The organism is Brachybacterium sp. GPGPB12 (genome assembly GCF_038396325.1).
Classification (GTDB): domain Bacteria; phylum Actinomycetota; class Actinomycetes; order Actinomycetales; family Dermabacteraceae; genus Brachybacterium; species Brachybacterium conglomeratum.
In genome coordinates this window covers 3712534-3728513 of the sequence record NZ_CP149573.1, presented here as the reverse complement: position 1 = coordinate 3728513, position 15980 = coordinate 3712534, and the positions used below count along the sequence as shown (strand labels likewise).

At 72.5% G+C, this 15980-nt stretch carries 10 protein-coding genes and 4 pseudogenes; 8 read left to right on the top strand and 6 right to left on the bottom strand.

Annotated elements, in window-relative coordinates:
• The 3 genes and pseudogenes from fmdA to WKH84_RS21685 form a co-directional block, all read right to left on the bottom strand.
• A pseudogene (gene fmdA / locus WKH84_RS21695) lies at positions 1-1256 on the bottom strand (formamidase).
• Positions 1257-1313: 57 nt separating this feature from the next.
• Positions 1314-1598 carry a zinc ribbon domain-containing protein gene (locus tag WKH84_RS21690; RefSeq protein ID WP_341855073.1) on the bottom strand — a complete coding sequence of 95 codons (285 nt, stop codon included), beginning with the start codon at positions 1596-1598 and terminating at the stop codon, positions 1314-1316.
• Between the two features lie 157 nt (positions 1599-1755).
• Positions 1756-2238: a GNAT family N-acetyltransferase gene (locus WKH84_RS21685; protein ID WP_341855072.1), complete on the bottom strand. Its 483-nt coding sequence runs from the start codon at positions 2236-2238 to the stop codon at positions 1756-1758.
• Positions 2239-2311: 73 nt separating this feature from the next.
• Between WKH84_RS21685 and WKH84_RS21680 the strand changes: the two genes are divergently transcribed.
• Positions 2312-3226: a fused MFS/spermidine synthase gene (locus WKH84_RS21680; protein WP_341855071.1), complete on the top strand. Its 915-nt coding sequence runs from the start codon at positions 2312-2314 to the stop codon at positions 3224-3226.
• A gap of 48 nt (positions 3227-3274) precedes the next feature.
• Here WKH84_RS21680 and nagE read toward each other — a convergent pair whose 3' ends face one another.
• The gene (gene nagE / locus WKH84_RS21675; protein WP_341855070.1) at positions 3275-5215 is read right to left on the bottom strand and encodes an N-acetylglucosamine-specific PTS transporter subunit IIBC; all 1941 of its coding nucleotides are present in this window, start codon (positions 5213-5215) and stop codon (positions 3275-3277) included.
• Positions 5215-5457 carry a hypothetical protein gene (locus WKH84_RS21670; RefSeq protein WP_341855069.1) on the bottom strand — a complete coding sequence of 81 codons (243 nt, stop codon included), beginning with the start codon at positions 5455-5457 and terminating at the stop codon, positions 5215-5217. The genes nagE and WKH84_RS21670 overlap by 1 nt, the downstream gene beginning before the upstream one ends.
• Before the next feature lie 135 nt (positions 5458-5592).
• On the opposite strand from WKH84_RS21670, the gene WKH84_RS21665 reads away from it, so the two are divergent.
• The 4 genes and pseudogenes from WKH84_RS21665 (at position 5593) to WKH84_RS21650 (ending at position 9945) form a co-directional block, all read left to right on the top strand.
• The gene (locus tag WKH84_RS21665) at positions 5593-6309 is read left to right on the top strand and encodes a GntR family transcriptional regulator (RefSeq protein WP_341855068.1); all 717 of its coding nucleotides are present in this window, start codon (positions 5593-5595) and stop codon (positions 6307-6309) included.
• Positions 6306-7821, top strand: a pseudogene (locus WKH84_RS21660) (MmgE/PrpD family protein). Before WKH84_RS21665 ends, WKH84_RS21660 begins: the two are co-directional and overlap by 4 nt.
• Positions 7821-8773 (top strand): annotated as a pseudogene (gene prpB / locus WKH84_RS21655) (methylisocitrate lyase). The pseudogenes WKH84_RS21660 and prpB overlap by 1 nt, the downstream one beginning before the upstream one ends.
• 5 nt (positions 8774-8778) lie before the next feature.
• Positions 8779-9945, top strand: a complete 1167-nt coding sequence (locus WKH84_RS21650; RefSeq protein ID WP_341855067.1) for a bifunctional 2-methylcitrate synthase/citrate synthase — start codon at positions 8779-8781, stop codon at positions 9943-9945.
• Between the two features lie 27 nt (positions 9946-9972).
• Here WKH84_RS21650 and WKH84_RS21645 read toward each other — a convergent pair whose 3' ends face one another.
• Entirely contained in the window at positions 9973-10653 is a 681-nt protein-coding gene (locus tag WKH84_RS21645; protein ID WP_341855066.1) for an FCD domain-containing protein, read from the bottom strand.
• 374 nt (positions 10654-11027) lie between these two features.
• On the opposite strand from WKH84_RS21645, the gene WKH84_RS21640 reads away from it, so the two are divergent.
• The 3 genes and pseudogenes from WKH84_RS21640 (at position 11028) to ilvD (ending at position 15849) form a co-directional block, all read left to right on the top strand.
• Positions 11028-12713 carry an L-lactate permease gene (locus tag WKH84_RS21640; protein ID WP_341855065.1) on the top strand — a complete coding sequence of 562 codons (1686 nt, stop codon included), beginning with the start codon at positions 11028-11030 and terminating at the stop codon, positions 12711-12713.
• 48 nt (positions 12714-12761) lie between these two features.
• Positions 12762-14021 (top strand): alpha-hydroxy acid oxidase, encoded by a 1260-nt coding sequence (locus WKH84_RS21635; protein ID WP_341855064.1) that lies wholly within the window; start codon positions 12762-12764, stop codon positions 14019-14021.
• A gap of 84 nt (positions 14022-14105) precedes the next feature.
• Positions 14106-15849, top strand: a pseudogene (gene ilvD, locus WKH84_RS21630) (dihydroxy-acid dehydratase).
• The last annotated feature ends 131 nt before the right edge of the window (positions 15850-15980 follow it).

The following is a 15980-nucleotide window of genomic DNA, read 5'->3' as shown; positions in this document are numbered from 1 at the left end:
TCAGCCCACGCTCGCGCGCGGCGCGCCGATGCCCGGATCGATCCTCGGCACCTCGCCCGCCCCGGGGCGGATGTCGATGTCGAAGATGTCCAGCGGCAGGTAGACGGTCGCACAGGCGTTGGGGATGTCGACCACGCCGGAGAACCGGCCCTCGATCGGCGCGGCGCCGAGCGACAGGTAGGCCTGCTCGGCTGACCAGCCGAAGGTGGTCAGGTACTCGATCGCGTGCAGGCACGCCCGCTGGTAGGCGAGGTGCGAGTCGAGATAGCGCCGCTCGCCGTCGAGCGTGACCGAGGTGCCGGAGAAGCTCAGCCACCGCGAGTCTTGCGGGGCGGTGTTCCCGGGCATGAAGATCGCGTTCTCGGCGACGTTGTACTTCTCCATCCCGCCGGGGATCACGTCGACGTGCAGGTCGATGAACCCGCCCATCTCGATGCCGCCGCAGAAGGTGATCTCGCCGTCGCCCTGGCTGAAGTGCAGGTCGCCGACGGAGAAGTTCGCCCCGTCCACGAACACGGGGTAGAAGATCCTCGTGCCGCGGGTGAGGTTCTTGATGTCCTGGTTGCCGCCGTTCTCGCGCGGCGGGGCGGTGCGGGCGCCCTCCCCCGCGACCCGGTCGAACTCGCCCTCGGGGACCCCGCCGAGGATCGCACCGTCCGGCTCGGGCGGCAGGGCGAGTGCCGGCACGCGGTCCGGGTCGGTCGCGATGAGCGCCGCCTCGCGGGAGTTCCACTTCCCCAGCGGCTCCGGCGAGGGGCGGTGCCCATGAGGCCGGGATGGATCATGCCGGTGAACTCGACGCCGGGGACGTGGCGGGAGGTCGCCCTCTCGCCGCGGAAGTCCCACACGGCCTTGTAGGCGTCGGGGAACTGGTCGGTGAGGAAGGCGCCGCCGTTGCGCTTGGCGAAGATGCCGGTGTAGCCCCAGCCCTGCCCCGCGAGCGGGCCGTCGTCCTCCTGCGGGATCGGGCCGACGTCGAGGATGTCCACGATCAGCAGGTCGCCGGGCTTCGCCCCCTCGATGCGGAAGGGCCCGGAGAGGGTGTGGACGGTGTGCAGGGGCGCGGTGGCGATGTCCTCGGCGGAGTCGTCGTTCTTGATGTACCCGTCGAACCACTCGCGGCAGTCCACGCGGAAGGTGTCGCCGGGCCTGACGCTGACGGCCGGCGGGATGTCCGGGTGCCAGCGGTTGTGACCGAGGATCGTCTGCTCGGTGAAGGGCTTCGCGGAGTCGAGGGGGAACACGTTCTGGGGCATGCTTCTCCTTCCACAGCGACGGGTCCGCGGATCGGCCCGCCGGGTCCTGGGCCGCGTTCAGGGACGCGGCGACCGCGCGTGGCGCGGGTCCGTCGAGGTGCGGGTCGCGGCGGGCCGCGCGCCGGGGACGCGATCGACGACGGCGGGTTCGTGGGCGCTCTTCGCGGCGCGGTCCAGCGGCTGTCCGGCGGCCGAGCCGAGCCGGCCGAGGCGCGGGGCGCTCATCCGCCGACGGGCCGGCGCACCGCAGTCGGGGCAGAGGAGGTCCTCGTCGCGGGCGCTGATGGGCACCGAGCGTTCGTACTCGTGCGCGCCCTCGCAGCGGAACTCGTAGATCGGCACCGGACCCTCCTGTCGCCTGCGCTGCTTCGCCGTGATGCTCATCATAGGCACCTCGCGGCGGTTGCGCCGCCTCCGGCGGCCGGGCGGTCGCCCGGCGGGAATCGGGCGGGAGCGGGCGGGTGCCGGGCGCGGAGCAGGGGCTGTGCGGGAGCCGGGCTCAGAGCGGGAGCTTGAACCCGAGATGGCTCGGGGCGTAGCCGAGCCGGGTGTAGAAGCGGTGGGCGTCCGTGCGGGCGGCATCGGTGGTGAGCTGGGCGAGGGCGGCGCCGTGCTCGCGCCCCCAGCGATGGGCCCACTGCATCAGCGCGGTCCCGAGGCCGCTCCCCCGCGCGTCGGCGGTCACGCGCACCGACTCGGTCTGCAGGCGCGGCGTCCCTCCGCGGGAGAGGGACGGCGGCAGGGTCAACTGGAGCGTGGCGAGCGGCGCGCCCGCCTCGTCGCGCGCCGCGAGCAGGAGATGCGCGGGATCCTGGTCGATCGCCGCGAAGGCCCGGCGATAGGGGCCGAGCTCCGGGGCCTCCCGCTCCCGGCCCAGCACGTCGTCGGCGAGCAGGGCGACGAGCTCGGGCAGGTCCGCCTCGCTCGCGCGGTGCAGGGCGACGGGGCCGGTGGGGAGGTCCAGGATGTCCAGAGCGGTCATGGATGCCATTGTGGGGGTGCCCGTCAGAAGGCGGGCGCGCGCTCCGGGTACCCGTCCTCGGCACAATGTCCTCATGAACGCCTCCCCCTCCTCCGCCACGCCCTTCGCCTCCGGCACGCCCCGCGGCCTGCGGCTGTCCTTCTCGGACCAGCCGGCCTGGATCGTCGCCGACGAGGTGGTGGGCGGCTGGACCCTCCTGATCGGCGGCGTGGAGCAGTCCCACGTGGACCTCGAGGATCCGACGCGGCTCGTCCACGAGTACCTGCGCCGGATGGGCAACGTGCTGGACCGGGTGCGGCCGGCCGGGGCGCCGCCGCGCATCGCGCACCTCGGCGGCGGGGCGCTAACCCTGGTCCGCTACGTGCAGGCGACCAGGCCCGGCTCCGCGCGCCTGGTGATCGAGATCGAGCGGGAGCCGCCCACCCTCGTCACCACCGCACTGCCGGCGCCGGAGGGCACGGAGCTCGAGGTGGTCATCGGGGACGCGCGCGAGGAGCTCGCCGCGCTCGGGGAGCGCGAGTTCGACGTGATCGTGCTCGACGTCTTCTCCGGTCAGGACTCCCCCGCCCATCTCGCCGAGGCCGCGTTCTACCGCGAGGCCCTCTCCCACCTGGGGGCCGACGGTCTGCTGATGGTGAACGTCGGCGACGACGCGGGGCGCCTCTTCCTCGCCGCGCAGGTAAGGGAGCTCGAGGCCGCCGCTGCGGTGGTGGGGGTGCCGGGGGCGTGGACGCTCACCGATGCGCAGCCTGCTGGCCCGCCCGGCCGACGGGAACATGGTCTTGCTGGCCGGCGGCGCGCTCGCCTCCCCGGCGGTCGAGGACTGGCGCGCGGCCTGGCTCGCGGCCGGGCCGCACCCGGCCGGCGTGCTGGATCCTCACGAGACCGAGGAGGCCGTCGGCCGCGTCGGCCGCTCCTGACAGGTCGCCCCCGTCTGCCCTCCCCTGCCCGGCCGGTGCAGACGGGCCGGCCCCGCCCGGGACGATGACGGCCGCCGCCCCGCTGACGGGGCGACGGCCGTCGTGGCGAGATCGGCTCAGACCAGCTCGATACGGGCGCCGGGATCGTTCATCACGATCACCGGGGTCACGGTCGGGTGCCCGGCCGCACGGATCGCGGCGAGGTCGGCGCGCAGCGGCGGCGTGCCGGCGACGACGCGGTCTCCCGTCTGCACGAGGGTCTCGAAGCCGTGCCCCTTCATCTCCACGGTGTCCAGGCCCACGTGGATCAGCACCTCGACGCCGTCCTCGAGGGTCAGCGCGACGGCGTGACCGGTGGGGAACACGTGGGCGACGGTGCCCTCGGCCGGGGCGAGCACGAGCCCGTCGCTGGGCTCGATCGCGATGCCGGGGCCCATGATCCCCTGGGAGAAGGTCGGGTCCGGCACCTGGTCGAGCGGCACCGAGGTGCCCTCGACGGGCCGGCGCAGGCGCACGAGGGAGGAGGCCCGCGGCGCGGTGGCGCTCCCGCCTCCCGCCTCGGCGGCGTCCTGCTCCTCGAGGGCGCGGACGTCCTCCTCGGCGACGGGCCGGTCCGTGCCGCTCATGATCCGCTCCATCGCGTCCTTCACGAACTGGACGGAGGTCCCGTAGATCACCTGGACGGAGTGCCCGCCGGGCTTCATGGTCCCGGCGGCGCCCGCGCGCTTCAGCGCCGCCTCGTCGACCTTGGAGACGTCCGCGAGCTCCATCCGCAGGCGCGTCGCGCAGTTCTCGAGGTCGGTGATGTTCGAGGCGCCGCCGAGGGCGGCGAGGAAGGCGGTCGCGGTCGCGGCGTACCTGCCGTCGCTCGCGGCGTCCTCCCCCTCGACCCGGCCGTCGAAGGAGTCGTCGCGGCCGGGGGTCTTCAGGTCGAACTTCAGGATGATCCAGCGGAACGCCACGAAGTAGACCGCGAACCAGAAGATGCCCATCAGCGGGATCGCCCACGGGTTCTGCGCCATGGGGTTCACCCAGCCGAGGACCAGGTCGATGAAGCCGCCGGAGAAGCCGAAGCCCATCCGCACCGGCGGCAGCGCGCTGATCGCCATGGAGATGCCGGTGAACAGGGCATGGACGAGGTACAGGCCGGGGGCGAGGAACATGAACGCGAACTCGAGCGGCTCGGTGACGCCCACGAAGAAGGCGGCGACGGCGCTGGAGAAGAGCACGCCGGCGGCGACCTTGCGGCGCGAGGTCTTCGCGGTGACGTACATGGCCAGGGCCGCGCCGGGCAGGCCGAACATCATGATCGGGAAGAAGCCGGTCATGTACTGACCGGTGACGCCGTAGGTGCCGGAGCCGTCCAGGAAGTTGCCCAGGTCGTTGATGCCGGCCACGTCGAACCAGAACACGGAGTTCAGCGCGTGGTGCAGGCCCAGCGGGATCAGCAGGCGGTTGAGGAAGCCGTAGAGGCCCACGCCCACCGGCCCGAGCGTCAGGATGAACTCGCCGAAGGCGACGAGGCCGGAGAACACCAGGGGCCAGATGAAGAACAGCGCCAGGGCCAGCACGAGGGAGAGCCCGGCGGAGACGATCGCGACGGAGCGGCGCCCGGCGAAGAAGGCGAGCGCGTCCGGCGGCTCGGTGTCCTTGAACCTGTCGTAGGACCAGGCGCCGATCAGGCCGCACAGGATGCCCACGAACACGTTCTCGAGGTTCGAGAAGGCCAGGTTCACGGCATCGGGCTCGATGCCCTGGAACAGGGCGACGTTCTCGGGGGACAGCGGCGTGGTCACGACCAGCCAGGAGACGAGGCCGGCGAGCGCGGAGGTGCCGTCGGGCTTCGTGGCCATGCCGAGCGAGACGCCGATCGCGAACAGCGGCGGGAGGTTGTCCAGGAGCGCACCGCCGGCGGTCGTGAAGAAGACGCCGACGAGGTTCGCGTCGTTCCCGGTGGCGGTCAGGATCCAGTAGCCGATGCCGCTGAGGATCGCGGCGACGGGGAGGACGGCCACGGGCGACATCAGCGATCTGCCCAGGCGCTGGAAGAACTTCATCAGGGCCTCTCAGGAGGGAGGGGCACGGCGGATCCCGCGGCGAGGCCGCGGGGCGGGGTGCGCCCGGTGGTGGTCAGGGTCGGTGCGGGGCGCGGTGGGTCCCGCTCCCCGGTCCGGGATCGCGCCGACGTGCGGTGGCGGCGCGGCAGGACCTGCCAGGCGCCCGTCGGACCGGCGGCGTCGCCGAGGTGGGTCCCGGTGCGGGGGCCGACGGCGGTCTCGGGCCGCGTGGACGCTATCACGCCGGTTCCCCGGTCCCGACGGGCCGGGCTCCGGACGACGAGCCACCCCCGCGCAGTGCATACATCGGTGGCACGATTCCCCTGGAATCACCGGTGCTCTCGCACAGGGACGGAAACTTTGCATACACTCATGTCATGCGGGCCAGTGACCGCGCCTACACGGCGGCGCGCGAGGAGATCATCGAAGGCTCCCTCGCGCCCGGCGCCGTGCTGGGCGAGGTCGAGCAGTCCCGGCGACTGGGCCTCTCGCGCACCCCGCTGCGCGAGGCCCTGGCCCGGCTGGTCTCCGACGGGCTCGCCGAGCCCGCCGCGGGCCGCGGGATCGTCGTCACCGCCGTCTCCCTCGAGGAGGCCACCCCGCTGTTCGACCTCCGCATCGCGCTGGAGACCCTCGCCGCCCGCCGCGCGGCGGAGCGCATCGCGCGGTCCGACGGGACGTCCGGCGCGCGGGGCGGGGCCGACGCCTTCGCCGCTCTCGCCGACCGCTTCGCGCAGGCACGCGGCCTCCTCGCCGCCGGCACCGACCCCACCGCCTACTACGCCCTGACCCGCGAGCTCGACGCCGCGCTGGACACCGCCTGCCAGAACGCCTATCTCGCCGAGTCCCTGCGCGGTCTGCGCCTGCACCTGGGTCGTCTGCGACGCCTGGCGCGCAACTCCCCAGGTCGCCTGGCCGACTCCGCCCGCGAGCACGCCGACATCGCCCGCGCGATCGCCTCGGGGGATCCCGAGCTCGCGGCGGCGAGCACCCTCGTCCATCTGCGCCGCGCCCTCGCCCACCTGCAGGACGCGGGCATCCCCACCGACCCCGCCGCATCCGCCGATCCCGCCCGCCAGGAGGCCACCGCATGATCGACCACGACGTCCGCGTCCACCGCTCCGAGGAGAACCTCGCCCACGAGGACCAGCTGGCCTGGAAGATGGCGCAGGTCGCCGTCGACCCGGTCGAGGTCGAGCCCGAGGTCGCCGAGATGGTGATCAACCGCGTCATCGACAACGCCGCCGTCGCCGTCGCCTCCCTCACCCGCGCCCCGATCGTCTCCGCCCGCGCCCAGGCGCTCAGCCATCCCGTCCCCGCCGGAGGCACCGGCTCGAGCGTTGTCGGCCTCGAGACGCGCACCTCCCCCGAATGGGCGGCCTGGGCCAACGGCGTCGCCGTGCGCGAGCTCGACTACCACGACACCTTCCTGGCGGCGGACTACTCCCACCCCGGCGACAACATCCCGCCGCTGCTGGCCGTCGCCGAGCACACCGGCCGCACCGGCGCCGAGCCGCTGCGCGGCATCACCACCGGCTACGAGCTGCAGGTGGACCTGGTGCGCGCGATCTGCCTGCACGAGCACAAGATCGACCACGTCGCCCACCTCGGCCCGTCGGCCGCCGCCGGGATCGGCACGCCGCTGGGCCTGCCCGCGGAGACGATCTTCCAGGCGATCGGGCAGGCGCGCACACCACCACCGCCACCCGCCAGTCCCGCAAGGGCGAGATCTCCACCTGGAAGGCGCACGCCCCCGCCTTCGCCGGGAAGATGGCCGTGGAGGCGGTGGACCGCGCGATGCGCGGCCAGACCTCCCCGGTCCCGATCTACGAGGGCGAGGACGGGGTGATCGCCTGGTCGCTGGGCGGCCCGGACGCCCGCTACACGGTGCCGCTGCCCGGTCCCGGCGAGGCCAAGCGCTCGATCCTGGACACCTACACCAAGGAGCACTCGGCCGAGTACCAGGCGCAGGCCTGGATCGACCTGGCCCGGCGACTGCACGCCGAGCACCCCGAGCTCGCCGACCCCGGCGACGTCGACTCGATCCTGCTGCGCACCTCGCACCACACCCACTACGTGATCGGCTCGGGCGCGAACGACCCCCAGAAGTACGACCCGACCGCGTCCCGCGAGACGCTCGACCACTCCATCCCGTACATCTTCACGGTCGCCCTGCAGGACGGGACCTGGCACCACGTCGACTCCTACGCCCCCGAGCGCGCCTCCCGCGAGGACACCGTCGCGCTGTGGCAGAAGGTCACCACCGAGGAGGACGCGGAGTGGACCCGCCGCTACCACTCCCTGGACCTCGCCGAGAAGGCGTTCGGCGGCGAGGTCGTGATCACCCTGGCCGACGGGAGAACGGCGCGCGACGAGATCGCGGTGGCCGATGCGCACCCCAGGGCGCCCGGCCCTTCGCCCGCGCGCAGTACATCGACAAATTCCGCTCCCTCGCCGACGGCGTGCTCGAGGAGCGCGAGATCGCCCGCTTCCTCGACGCCGCGGAGAACCTCGCGGAGCCGCCCTCCGGGCGGCTGCATCGCCTGAACGTCCTGGCCGCTCCGGGCGTGATCGACCCGTCGGCCGCCCCGAAGGGACTGTTCTGATGCTGTCGAGCACCCGCACCCCCGCCCAGAAGCGGCAGGACCTGCGCTCCCTGCTCACCCCCGGCGCCGCCGCCCCGTTCCCCGGCGCGTTCACACCGCTGTCCGCGAAGCTGATCGAGGAGAAGGGCTTCCCCGGCGCGTACATCTCCGGAGCCGTGATCGCGAACGAGCTGGGCCTGCCGGACATCGGCCTGACCACCCTCAGCGAGGTCGCGACGCGCGGCGCCCAGATCGCCCGCTCCACCGACCTTCCCTGCCTGATCGACGCCGACACCGGCTTCGGCGAGCCGATGAACGTGGCCCGCACGATCCAGGAGCTCGAGGACGCGGGGCTCGCGGGTCGCCACATCGAGGACCAGGTCAACCCCAAGCGCCGCGGGCACCTGGACGGCAAGACCATGGTCGACCTCGACACGGCGACCAAGCGGATCCGCGCCGCCGCCGACGGCAGGCGCGACCCCGGCTTCCTGGTCATGGCCCGCACCGACCTGCGCGCGACCGAGGGCCTGACCGCCGCGATCGACCGGATGAAGGCGCTGGTGGACGCGGGGGCCGAGGCGATCTTCCCCGAGGCGCTGGCGGACCTCGGCGAGTTCGAGCAGGTCTGCGCGGCGCTCGACGTGCCGGTGCTGGCGAACATGACCGAGTTCGGGAAGTCGCAGCTGTTCACCCGAGAGCGACTCGCCGAGGCGGGCGTCGCGATGGTGATCTACCCGGTCACCCTCTGCGCGCCGCGATGGGCGCGGCCGAGCGGGTGCTGGAGACGATCCTGGAGACCGGCACGCAGGAATCCCGTGTCCCGGAGATGCTCACGCGTGCGCGGCTGTACGAACTGGTGGACTATGAGTCCTACAGCCGCTTCGACGCCTCGGTCTTCGACTTCGAGGTCCCCGCCGTGCACGGCACCGACCCGCACGCCCCCGACCGGACACCGCCGTCGACGAAGGAGTGAGCCCCATGAGCCATGCCACCGACACCTCCGAGATCAGGAAGGGCCTGAACGGCGTCGTCGCCGACGTCTCCGCGATCTCGAAGGTGAACCCCGAGACCAACTCGCTGCTCTATCGCGGCTATCCCGTCCCGCGGCTCGCGGCGACACAGTCCTTCGAGGCGGTCGCCCATCTGCTGTGGACCGGGGAGCCGCCCGACGCGGACGAGCTCACCGCGCCGCAGGGGCGCTTCCGCGCCCACCGCGGCCTCGACCCGACGGTCAGGCAGGCCCTCGATGCGCCGCCGACGACCTGCCACCCGATGGACTCGGTGCGCACGGCCGTCTCGGTGCTCGGAGCGCTGGACCCCGACGCGGAGGACTCCTCCCTCGAGAGCGAGCTCGCCAAGGCCGAACGGCTCACTGCGCAGCCGCCGGCCGTGATCGCCTACGAGCGGCGTCGGCGCCGCGCCGGCGGGCCGACCGAGCCGGTCCCCGCCCGCGAGGACCTCGACCACTCCCAGAACTTCCTGTGGATGACCTTCGGCGAGGAGGCGGCGCCCGAGGTGGTCGACGCCTTCCGCGTCTCGCTGATCCTCTACGCCGAGCACTCCTTCAACGCCTCGACCTTCACCGCGCGCGTGATCACCTCGACCCTCGCCGACCTCCACTCGGCCGTGACCGGGGCGATCGGCGCGCTCAAGGGCCCGCTGCACGGCGGGGCGAACGAGGCGGTCATGCACACCTTCGACGAGATCGGGATCCGTCCGGAGGAGTCCGGCGCCGAGGCGAAGGAGCGGGCGAGGGCCTGGATGGAGGACGCCCTCGCGCAGAAGAGGAAGGTGATGGGCTTCGGCCATCGCGTCTACAAGCACGGCGACTCGCGCGTGCCCACCATGAAGCAGGCGCTGGACGCGATGATCGCCCACACCGGCCGCGACGAGATCCTGGGCCTGTACGACGGGCTCGAGCAGGCGATGGACGAGGCGAAGGGCATCAAGCCGAACCTCGACTACCCCGCCGGTCCCGTCTACCACCTGATGGGCTTCGACACCGAGCTGTTCACGCCGCTGTTCATCGCGGCGCGGGTGACCGGGTGGACGGCCCATGTGATGGAGCAGCGGGCGTCGAACGCGCTGATCCGTCCGCTGTCGCAGTACGACGGGGTGGACGAGCGGCCGGTGCCCGGCGCCTGATCCGGCCGGTGCCGCGAGTCCTGGCGCTCAGGAGCCGGGGAGGTCGGGCAGGGCCGCGGCGGCGGCGCGGATGTGCTCCGCGGTCAGCCTAGCGGCCTCCTCGGCCTCCCCCGCCCGGAGCGCGTCGAGGATCTCCCGGTGCTGGGCGCGGAGCATGTCGGCCATCGCGTCCCAGTCCTCGACCTTGGTGAAGGCCTCGAGGATCGGCGCCCGCAGGGAGGCGCGGATCGCCCCGGTCATCTCCGCGAACAGCGCATTGCCGCCGGCGCGGGCGATCGCGACGTGGAACTCGGTGTCCGCGTCGTTGAAGTCGTCGCGGCTCGCGCCGGGACGGTCCATCCTCGTCAGGAGCTCCTCGAGCTCCGCGAGCGCCTCCGCGTCCGCGCGCTCCGCGGCGAGCGCGGCGCTGGCCCGTTCGAGCAGGATCCTCGTCTCGACCACGTCGTGGACGGGGAAGTTCGCGAGGGCGACGTGCAGTCGCAGGAAGCGCTCGAGGGCGGCGCGGGGCGGCGCGGCGACGAAGGTGCCGGCCCCGCGTCCGGAGCCGACCTCGGAGCGGAGCACCCCGTGGGCCTCGAGCACCCGGATCGCCTCGCGCACCCCGGTGCGGCTCACCTGCGACCGGGAGGCGAGCTCCCGCTCGGGCGGGAGCAGGTCCCCGACGGCCAGCGCACCGCTCATGATCTGGTCCTCGATCGCGTCGATCACCAGCTCGTGGGTGCTGCGACGGGACACAGGGCCCCAGGCCGCACCGCCGGCTCCGGCCGTGCTCCGATGCGGTCCGACCTCCGAGTGGTGCGCGTTCTCGACCATGGACCCGTTCTAGCACGGCCGGCTCTGCGAGCGCACGGCCCGCTCCGTCCACCGGCCCTCGCCGGACGCATCCCGTCGAGGTCCCGCTCCGGCCCCGTCCCGTGATCCCGTCCCGTCAGGGGCTTGCCTCGCCGCCGCCCCGGCCCTACCATCACTGTGTGGTCGGACCACATCGTGGTCTTCCGCTTCCTCTCCCCTCACGACTCACCAGGCACGACATCGACGGCGATGCAGTGCGGCACCGCCGCTGACGTGCCTCGGAGGTTCCCATGTACACCCCAGACCTCGCACCGCTGGCCGGCGGCCTGATGCTGTCCTCGCTCGTCGCGATCCTCCCCCTGCTGACGATCTTCGTGACCCTCGGAGTCTTGCGCTGGAAGGCGCACTGGGCAGGCCTCTCGGCGCTGGCCGTCGCAGGCCTGGTCGCCGCGCTCGTCTACGGCATGCCCCTGGACCTCGTCGCCCTCTCCGCCTCGCAGGGGTTCGCCTTCGGACTCTTCCCGATCATGTGGATCGTGCTCAACGCGATCTGGCTGTACGAGCTCACCGTCCGCAGCGGACGCTTCGAGGACCTCCGCCTGGTCATCGACAGGATCTCCGACGATCCCCGGGTCCAGGCGATCATCATCGCCTTCTGCTTCGGAGGCCTGCTCGAGGCCCTCGCCGGCTTCGGCGCCCCCGTCGCGATCACCGGCGTGATGCTGATGGCGGTGGGCTTCACCGCGATGCGCGCCGCGACCGTGGTGCTCATCGCCAACACCGCCCCGGTCGCCTTCGGCGCGATCGCGATCCCGATCATCACCGCCGGCAACCTCACCGGCATCCCCTACCAGCACATCGGCGCGATCATCGGACACCAGGCGCCGTTCCTCGCCGCCGTGGTGCCGCTTTTCCTCGTGGCGCTGGTCGACGGTCGGCGCGGGGTGCGCCAGCTCTGGCCGCTCGCGCTGGTGGTCGGCCTCGTCTTCGCGATCAGCCAGTACGTCTCCTCGAACTTCATCTCCGTCGAGCTCACCGACATCATCGCCTCCCTCGCCGGGCTCGGCGCCGCGGTGCTCATCGCGCGCGTGTGGAAGCCCGTCGGTGGGAAGGACGCCCTGGAGAACATGCACCGCGAGCGCGAGACCGAGCAGGCCGACACCCCGCAGGACGGGACCGGCGCCGTCGCGTCCGCCACCCGCACCCGACCCGACACCGCCCTGACCTCGGGTCGCGTGCTCATGGCCCTGTTCCCCTACCTGCTGGTGATCCTGGTCTTCTCCGCCTCGAAGCTGGTGCCGGCGCTGAACTCCTTCCTCGCCTCGACGGATCTGAAGATCCACTGGCCGGGTCTGGACGGCCGGGTGCTCACCGCCGCCGGGGAGGTCTCCACCAGCACGGTGTACGCCCTCCAGTGGCTCTCCTCGCCGGGCACCCTGCTGCTGCTGACCGGGATCGTGGTGGCGCTGGTCTACCGACTGAGCGCGCGGGACGCCGTCGACGTGTACGTCACCAACCTCGTGAAGATGCGCTGGTCGATCCTCACCGTCGCCGCGGTGCTCGCGCTCGCCTACGTCATGAACCAGTCGGGGCAGACGATCACCATCGGCACCTGGATCGCCGGCACCGGCGCCGCCTTCGCGTTCCTCTCCCCGATCCTGGGCTGGCTCGGCACCGCGGTCACCGGCTCGGACACGAGCGCCAACGCCCTGTTCGCGACGCTCCAGCAGACCGCCGCCGAGAAGGCCGGGCTGGACCCGGCGCCGCTGGTGGCCGCGAACACCTCCGGCGGTGTGGTCGGCAAGATGATCAGCCCCCAGAACCTCACCATCGCGGCGACCGCCGTGGGCCTGGTCGGCCAGGAGTCCGCGATCTTCCGCCGCGTCATCTGGTGGAGCCTCGGCATGCTCATCGCACTGTGCCTGCTGGTCGGGCTGCAGTCGAACGTGCTGTCCTGGATGATCCCCACCCTCTGACCCGCTCCCGCTCGCCCCGATACGACCGCCCGACACGAAGGAGGACCCATGGTCCAGCGTCAGATCCCCCGCCCCTCCGAGCTCCTCGAGCTCATGAAGTTCAAGAAGATCGACCTCGACCCCAAGCGGCGACGGCTCTCCTCGGCGCTCACGATCGAGGACCTGCGCACGATCGCGAAGCGACGCACTCCCGCCGCGGCCTTCGACTACACCGACGGCGCCGCCGAGCGGGAGATCTCGATGCGCCGCTCCGTCGAGGCCTTCGAGGACATCGAGTTCCACCCCTCGATCCTGAACGACGTCTCCTCGGTGGACACCACCACCCAGATCCTCGGCGGCGACTCCGCGCGACCCTTCGGCATCGCCCCCACCGGCTTCACCCGCCTGATGCAGACCGAGGGCGAGATCGCAGGTGCCTCGGCGGCCGGCGAAGCCGGTATCCCCTTCACCCTCTCGACCCTGGGCACGACCTCGATCGAGCACGTCAAGGAGGCCAACCCGCTGGGTCGCAACTGGTTCCAGCTCTACGTGATGCGCCAGCGGGAGATCTCCTACGGCCTGGTGGAGCGCGCCGCCGAGGCCGGCTTCGACACCCTCTTCTTCACGGTGGACACCCCCGTGGCCGGTGCACGGTCGCGCGACTCCCGCAACGGCTTCTCGATCCCGCCGCGCCTCAGCCTCGGCACCGTCGTCAACGCGATCCCGCGCCCCTGGTGGTGGTGGGACTTCCTGACCACGGCGAAGCTCGAGTTCGCCTCCCTCTCGGAGACCGGCGGCACCGTCGGGGAGCCGCTGAACTCCGCGATGGATCCCTCGATCGACTTCGAGGACCTCGCCGAGATCCGGAAGATGTGGCCCGGGAAGTTCGCGGTCAAGGGGGTCCAGACCCTCGAGGACGCGAAGAAGCTCGCCGACCTCGGCGTCGACGCGGTCGTGCTCTCCAACCACGGCGGCCGCCAGCTGGACCGCGCCCCCGTGCCCTTCCATCTTCTGCCCGAGGTGGCGCGCGAGATCGGCAAGGACGTCGAGATCATCCTGGACACCGGCATCCGCAGCGGTGCCGACATCGTCGCCGCGATCGCGCTGGGCGCCGACTTCACGATGATCGGCCGCGCCTACCTCTACGGGCTCATGGCCGGCGGCAAGGAAGGCGTGGACCGCACCATCGAGATCCTCGCGAGCCAGGTCGAGCAGACCATGAAGCCGCTGCAGGTCCCCACCCTCGCCGATCTCGGTCCGCAGCACGTCACGCGGCTCGGCCGCCTCACCCGCCTCGGCGAGGAGGAGAGCCGCTCCCGGGTTCTCTGACCGGCCCGTCGCGGGGCGCGTCGGCCGGTCCGACGCGCCCCGCCGCCCGTGTACATCGGCGGCGCGGAGTCCTAGGGTCGGGCCATGACCCCCGACGACGCCGCCCCTGCCGCTCCCTCCCCCGCCGACCGCCGCGCCCCGGACATCAAGCCGCGCGGCCGCACGGTCACCGACGGCCTGGCCGCCACCACCTCCCGCGGCATCGCGCGCGCGGTGGGGATGGGCGATGCGGACTGGGACAAGCCCCAGATCGGCATCGCGAGCTCCTGGAACGAGATCACCCCCTGCAACCTGTCGCTGGACCGGCTCGCCCAGGCCGCGAAGGAGGGCGTGCACTCCGGCGGCGGGTACCCGCTGCAGTTCGGCACCATCTCGGTCTCCGACGGGATCTCGATGGGGCACGAGGGCATGCACTACTCCCTCGTCTCCCGCGACATCATCGCCGACAGCGTCGAGACGGTGATGCTCGCCGAGCGGCTCGACGGCTCGGTCTTGCTGGCCGGTCTGCGACAAGTCCCTGCCGGGGATGCTGATGGCCGCGGCGCGCCTCGATCTCGCGAGCGTCTTCGTCTACGCGGGCACGATCATGCCCGGCCGCGCCGCACTCTCCGACGGCACTGAGAAGGACGTGACGATCATCGACGGCTTCGAGGCCGTCGGCGCCTGCGCCCGCGGGCTGATGAGCCGGGAGGACGTCGGCCGGATCGAGCGCTCCATCTGCCCGGGCGAGGGCGCCTGCGGCGGCTTCTACACCGCGAACACCATGGCGACGGTCGCCGAGTCGATCGGCATGTCGATCCCCGGCTCGGCCACTCCCCCGTCGGCCGACCGGCGCCGCGACGCCGACGCGCGCCGGGCGGGCGAGGCCGTGGTGGGGATGCTGAGGCAGGGCATCACGACCTCCGACATCATGACCAAGGCCTCCTTCGAGAACGCGATCAGCGTGGTCCAGGCCTTCGGCGGCTCGACCAACGCAGTCTCGCACCTGCTCGCGATCGCGCACGAGGCGGGCGTGGACCTCACCCTCGAGGACTTCGCCCGGATCGGCGCGAAGGTGCCGCACCTCGCGGACCTCAAGCCCTACGGCCGCTACGTCATGAACGACGTCGACCACGTGGGCGGCATCCAGGTCGTGATGAAGACGCCGCTGGACGAGGGCCTGCTGGACGGGGACTGCCTGACCGTCACCGGCCGCACGATCGGCGAGAACCTCGAGGTGCTGAAGCCCCGCCCGGCCGACGGGACCGTCTCGCGCCCGGCGACCGCGCCGATCGCCCCGACCGGCGGGATCACGATCCTGCACGGCTCCCTCGCCCCCGAGGGCGCGGTGGTGAAGTCCGCGGGCTTCGAGGAGGACGTCTTCGAGGGGACCGCGCGCGTGTTCGAGCGGGAGCGGCATGCGCTGGACGCGCTGAACGACGGCACGATCGACCACGGCGACGTGGTGGTGATCCGCTACGAGGGCCCCAAGGGCGGGCCGGGCATGCGCGAGATGCTCGCGATCACCGGCGCGATCAAGGGCGCCGGGCTCGGCAAGGACGTCGCGCTGATGACGGACGGCCGCTTCTCCGGCGGGACGACGGGCCTGTGCGTCGGCCACATCGCCCCGGAGGCGGTGGACGGCGGCCCGATCGCGTTCGTGCGCGACGGGGACCGGATCCGGCTGGACGTCGGCGCGGGCACCCTCGACCTGCTGGTCGACGAGGCGGAGCTCGCCGCACGGCAGGAGGGCTGGGAGCCGCCGCCCCCGAAGTTCACCAAGGGCGTGCTGGGCAAGTACGTGAAGCTCGTGAAGTCCGCCTCCCGCGGCGCGATCCTCGGGGACTGAGCGGGGCGGGGACGGCTCAGGGCTCGGCGACGAGCGGCGACGAGGGACCCCTCGTAGCGCGGCGGCGTGCGCGGCGCGCCGTGTTGGGCGTCCCAGGTGCCGTCGAGCAGGTCACCGGCGAGCTCCCTGGT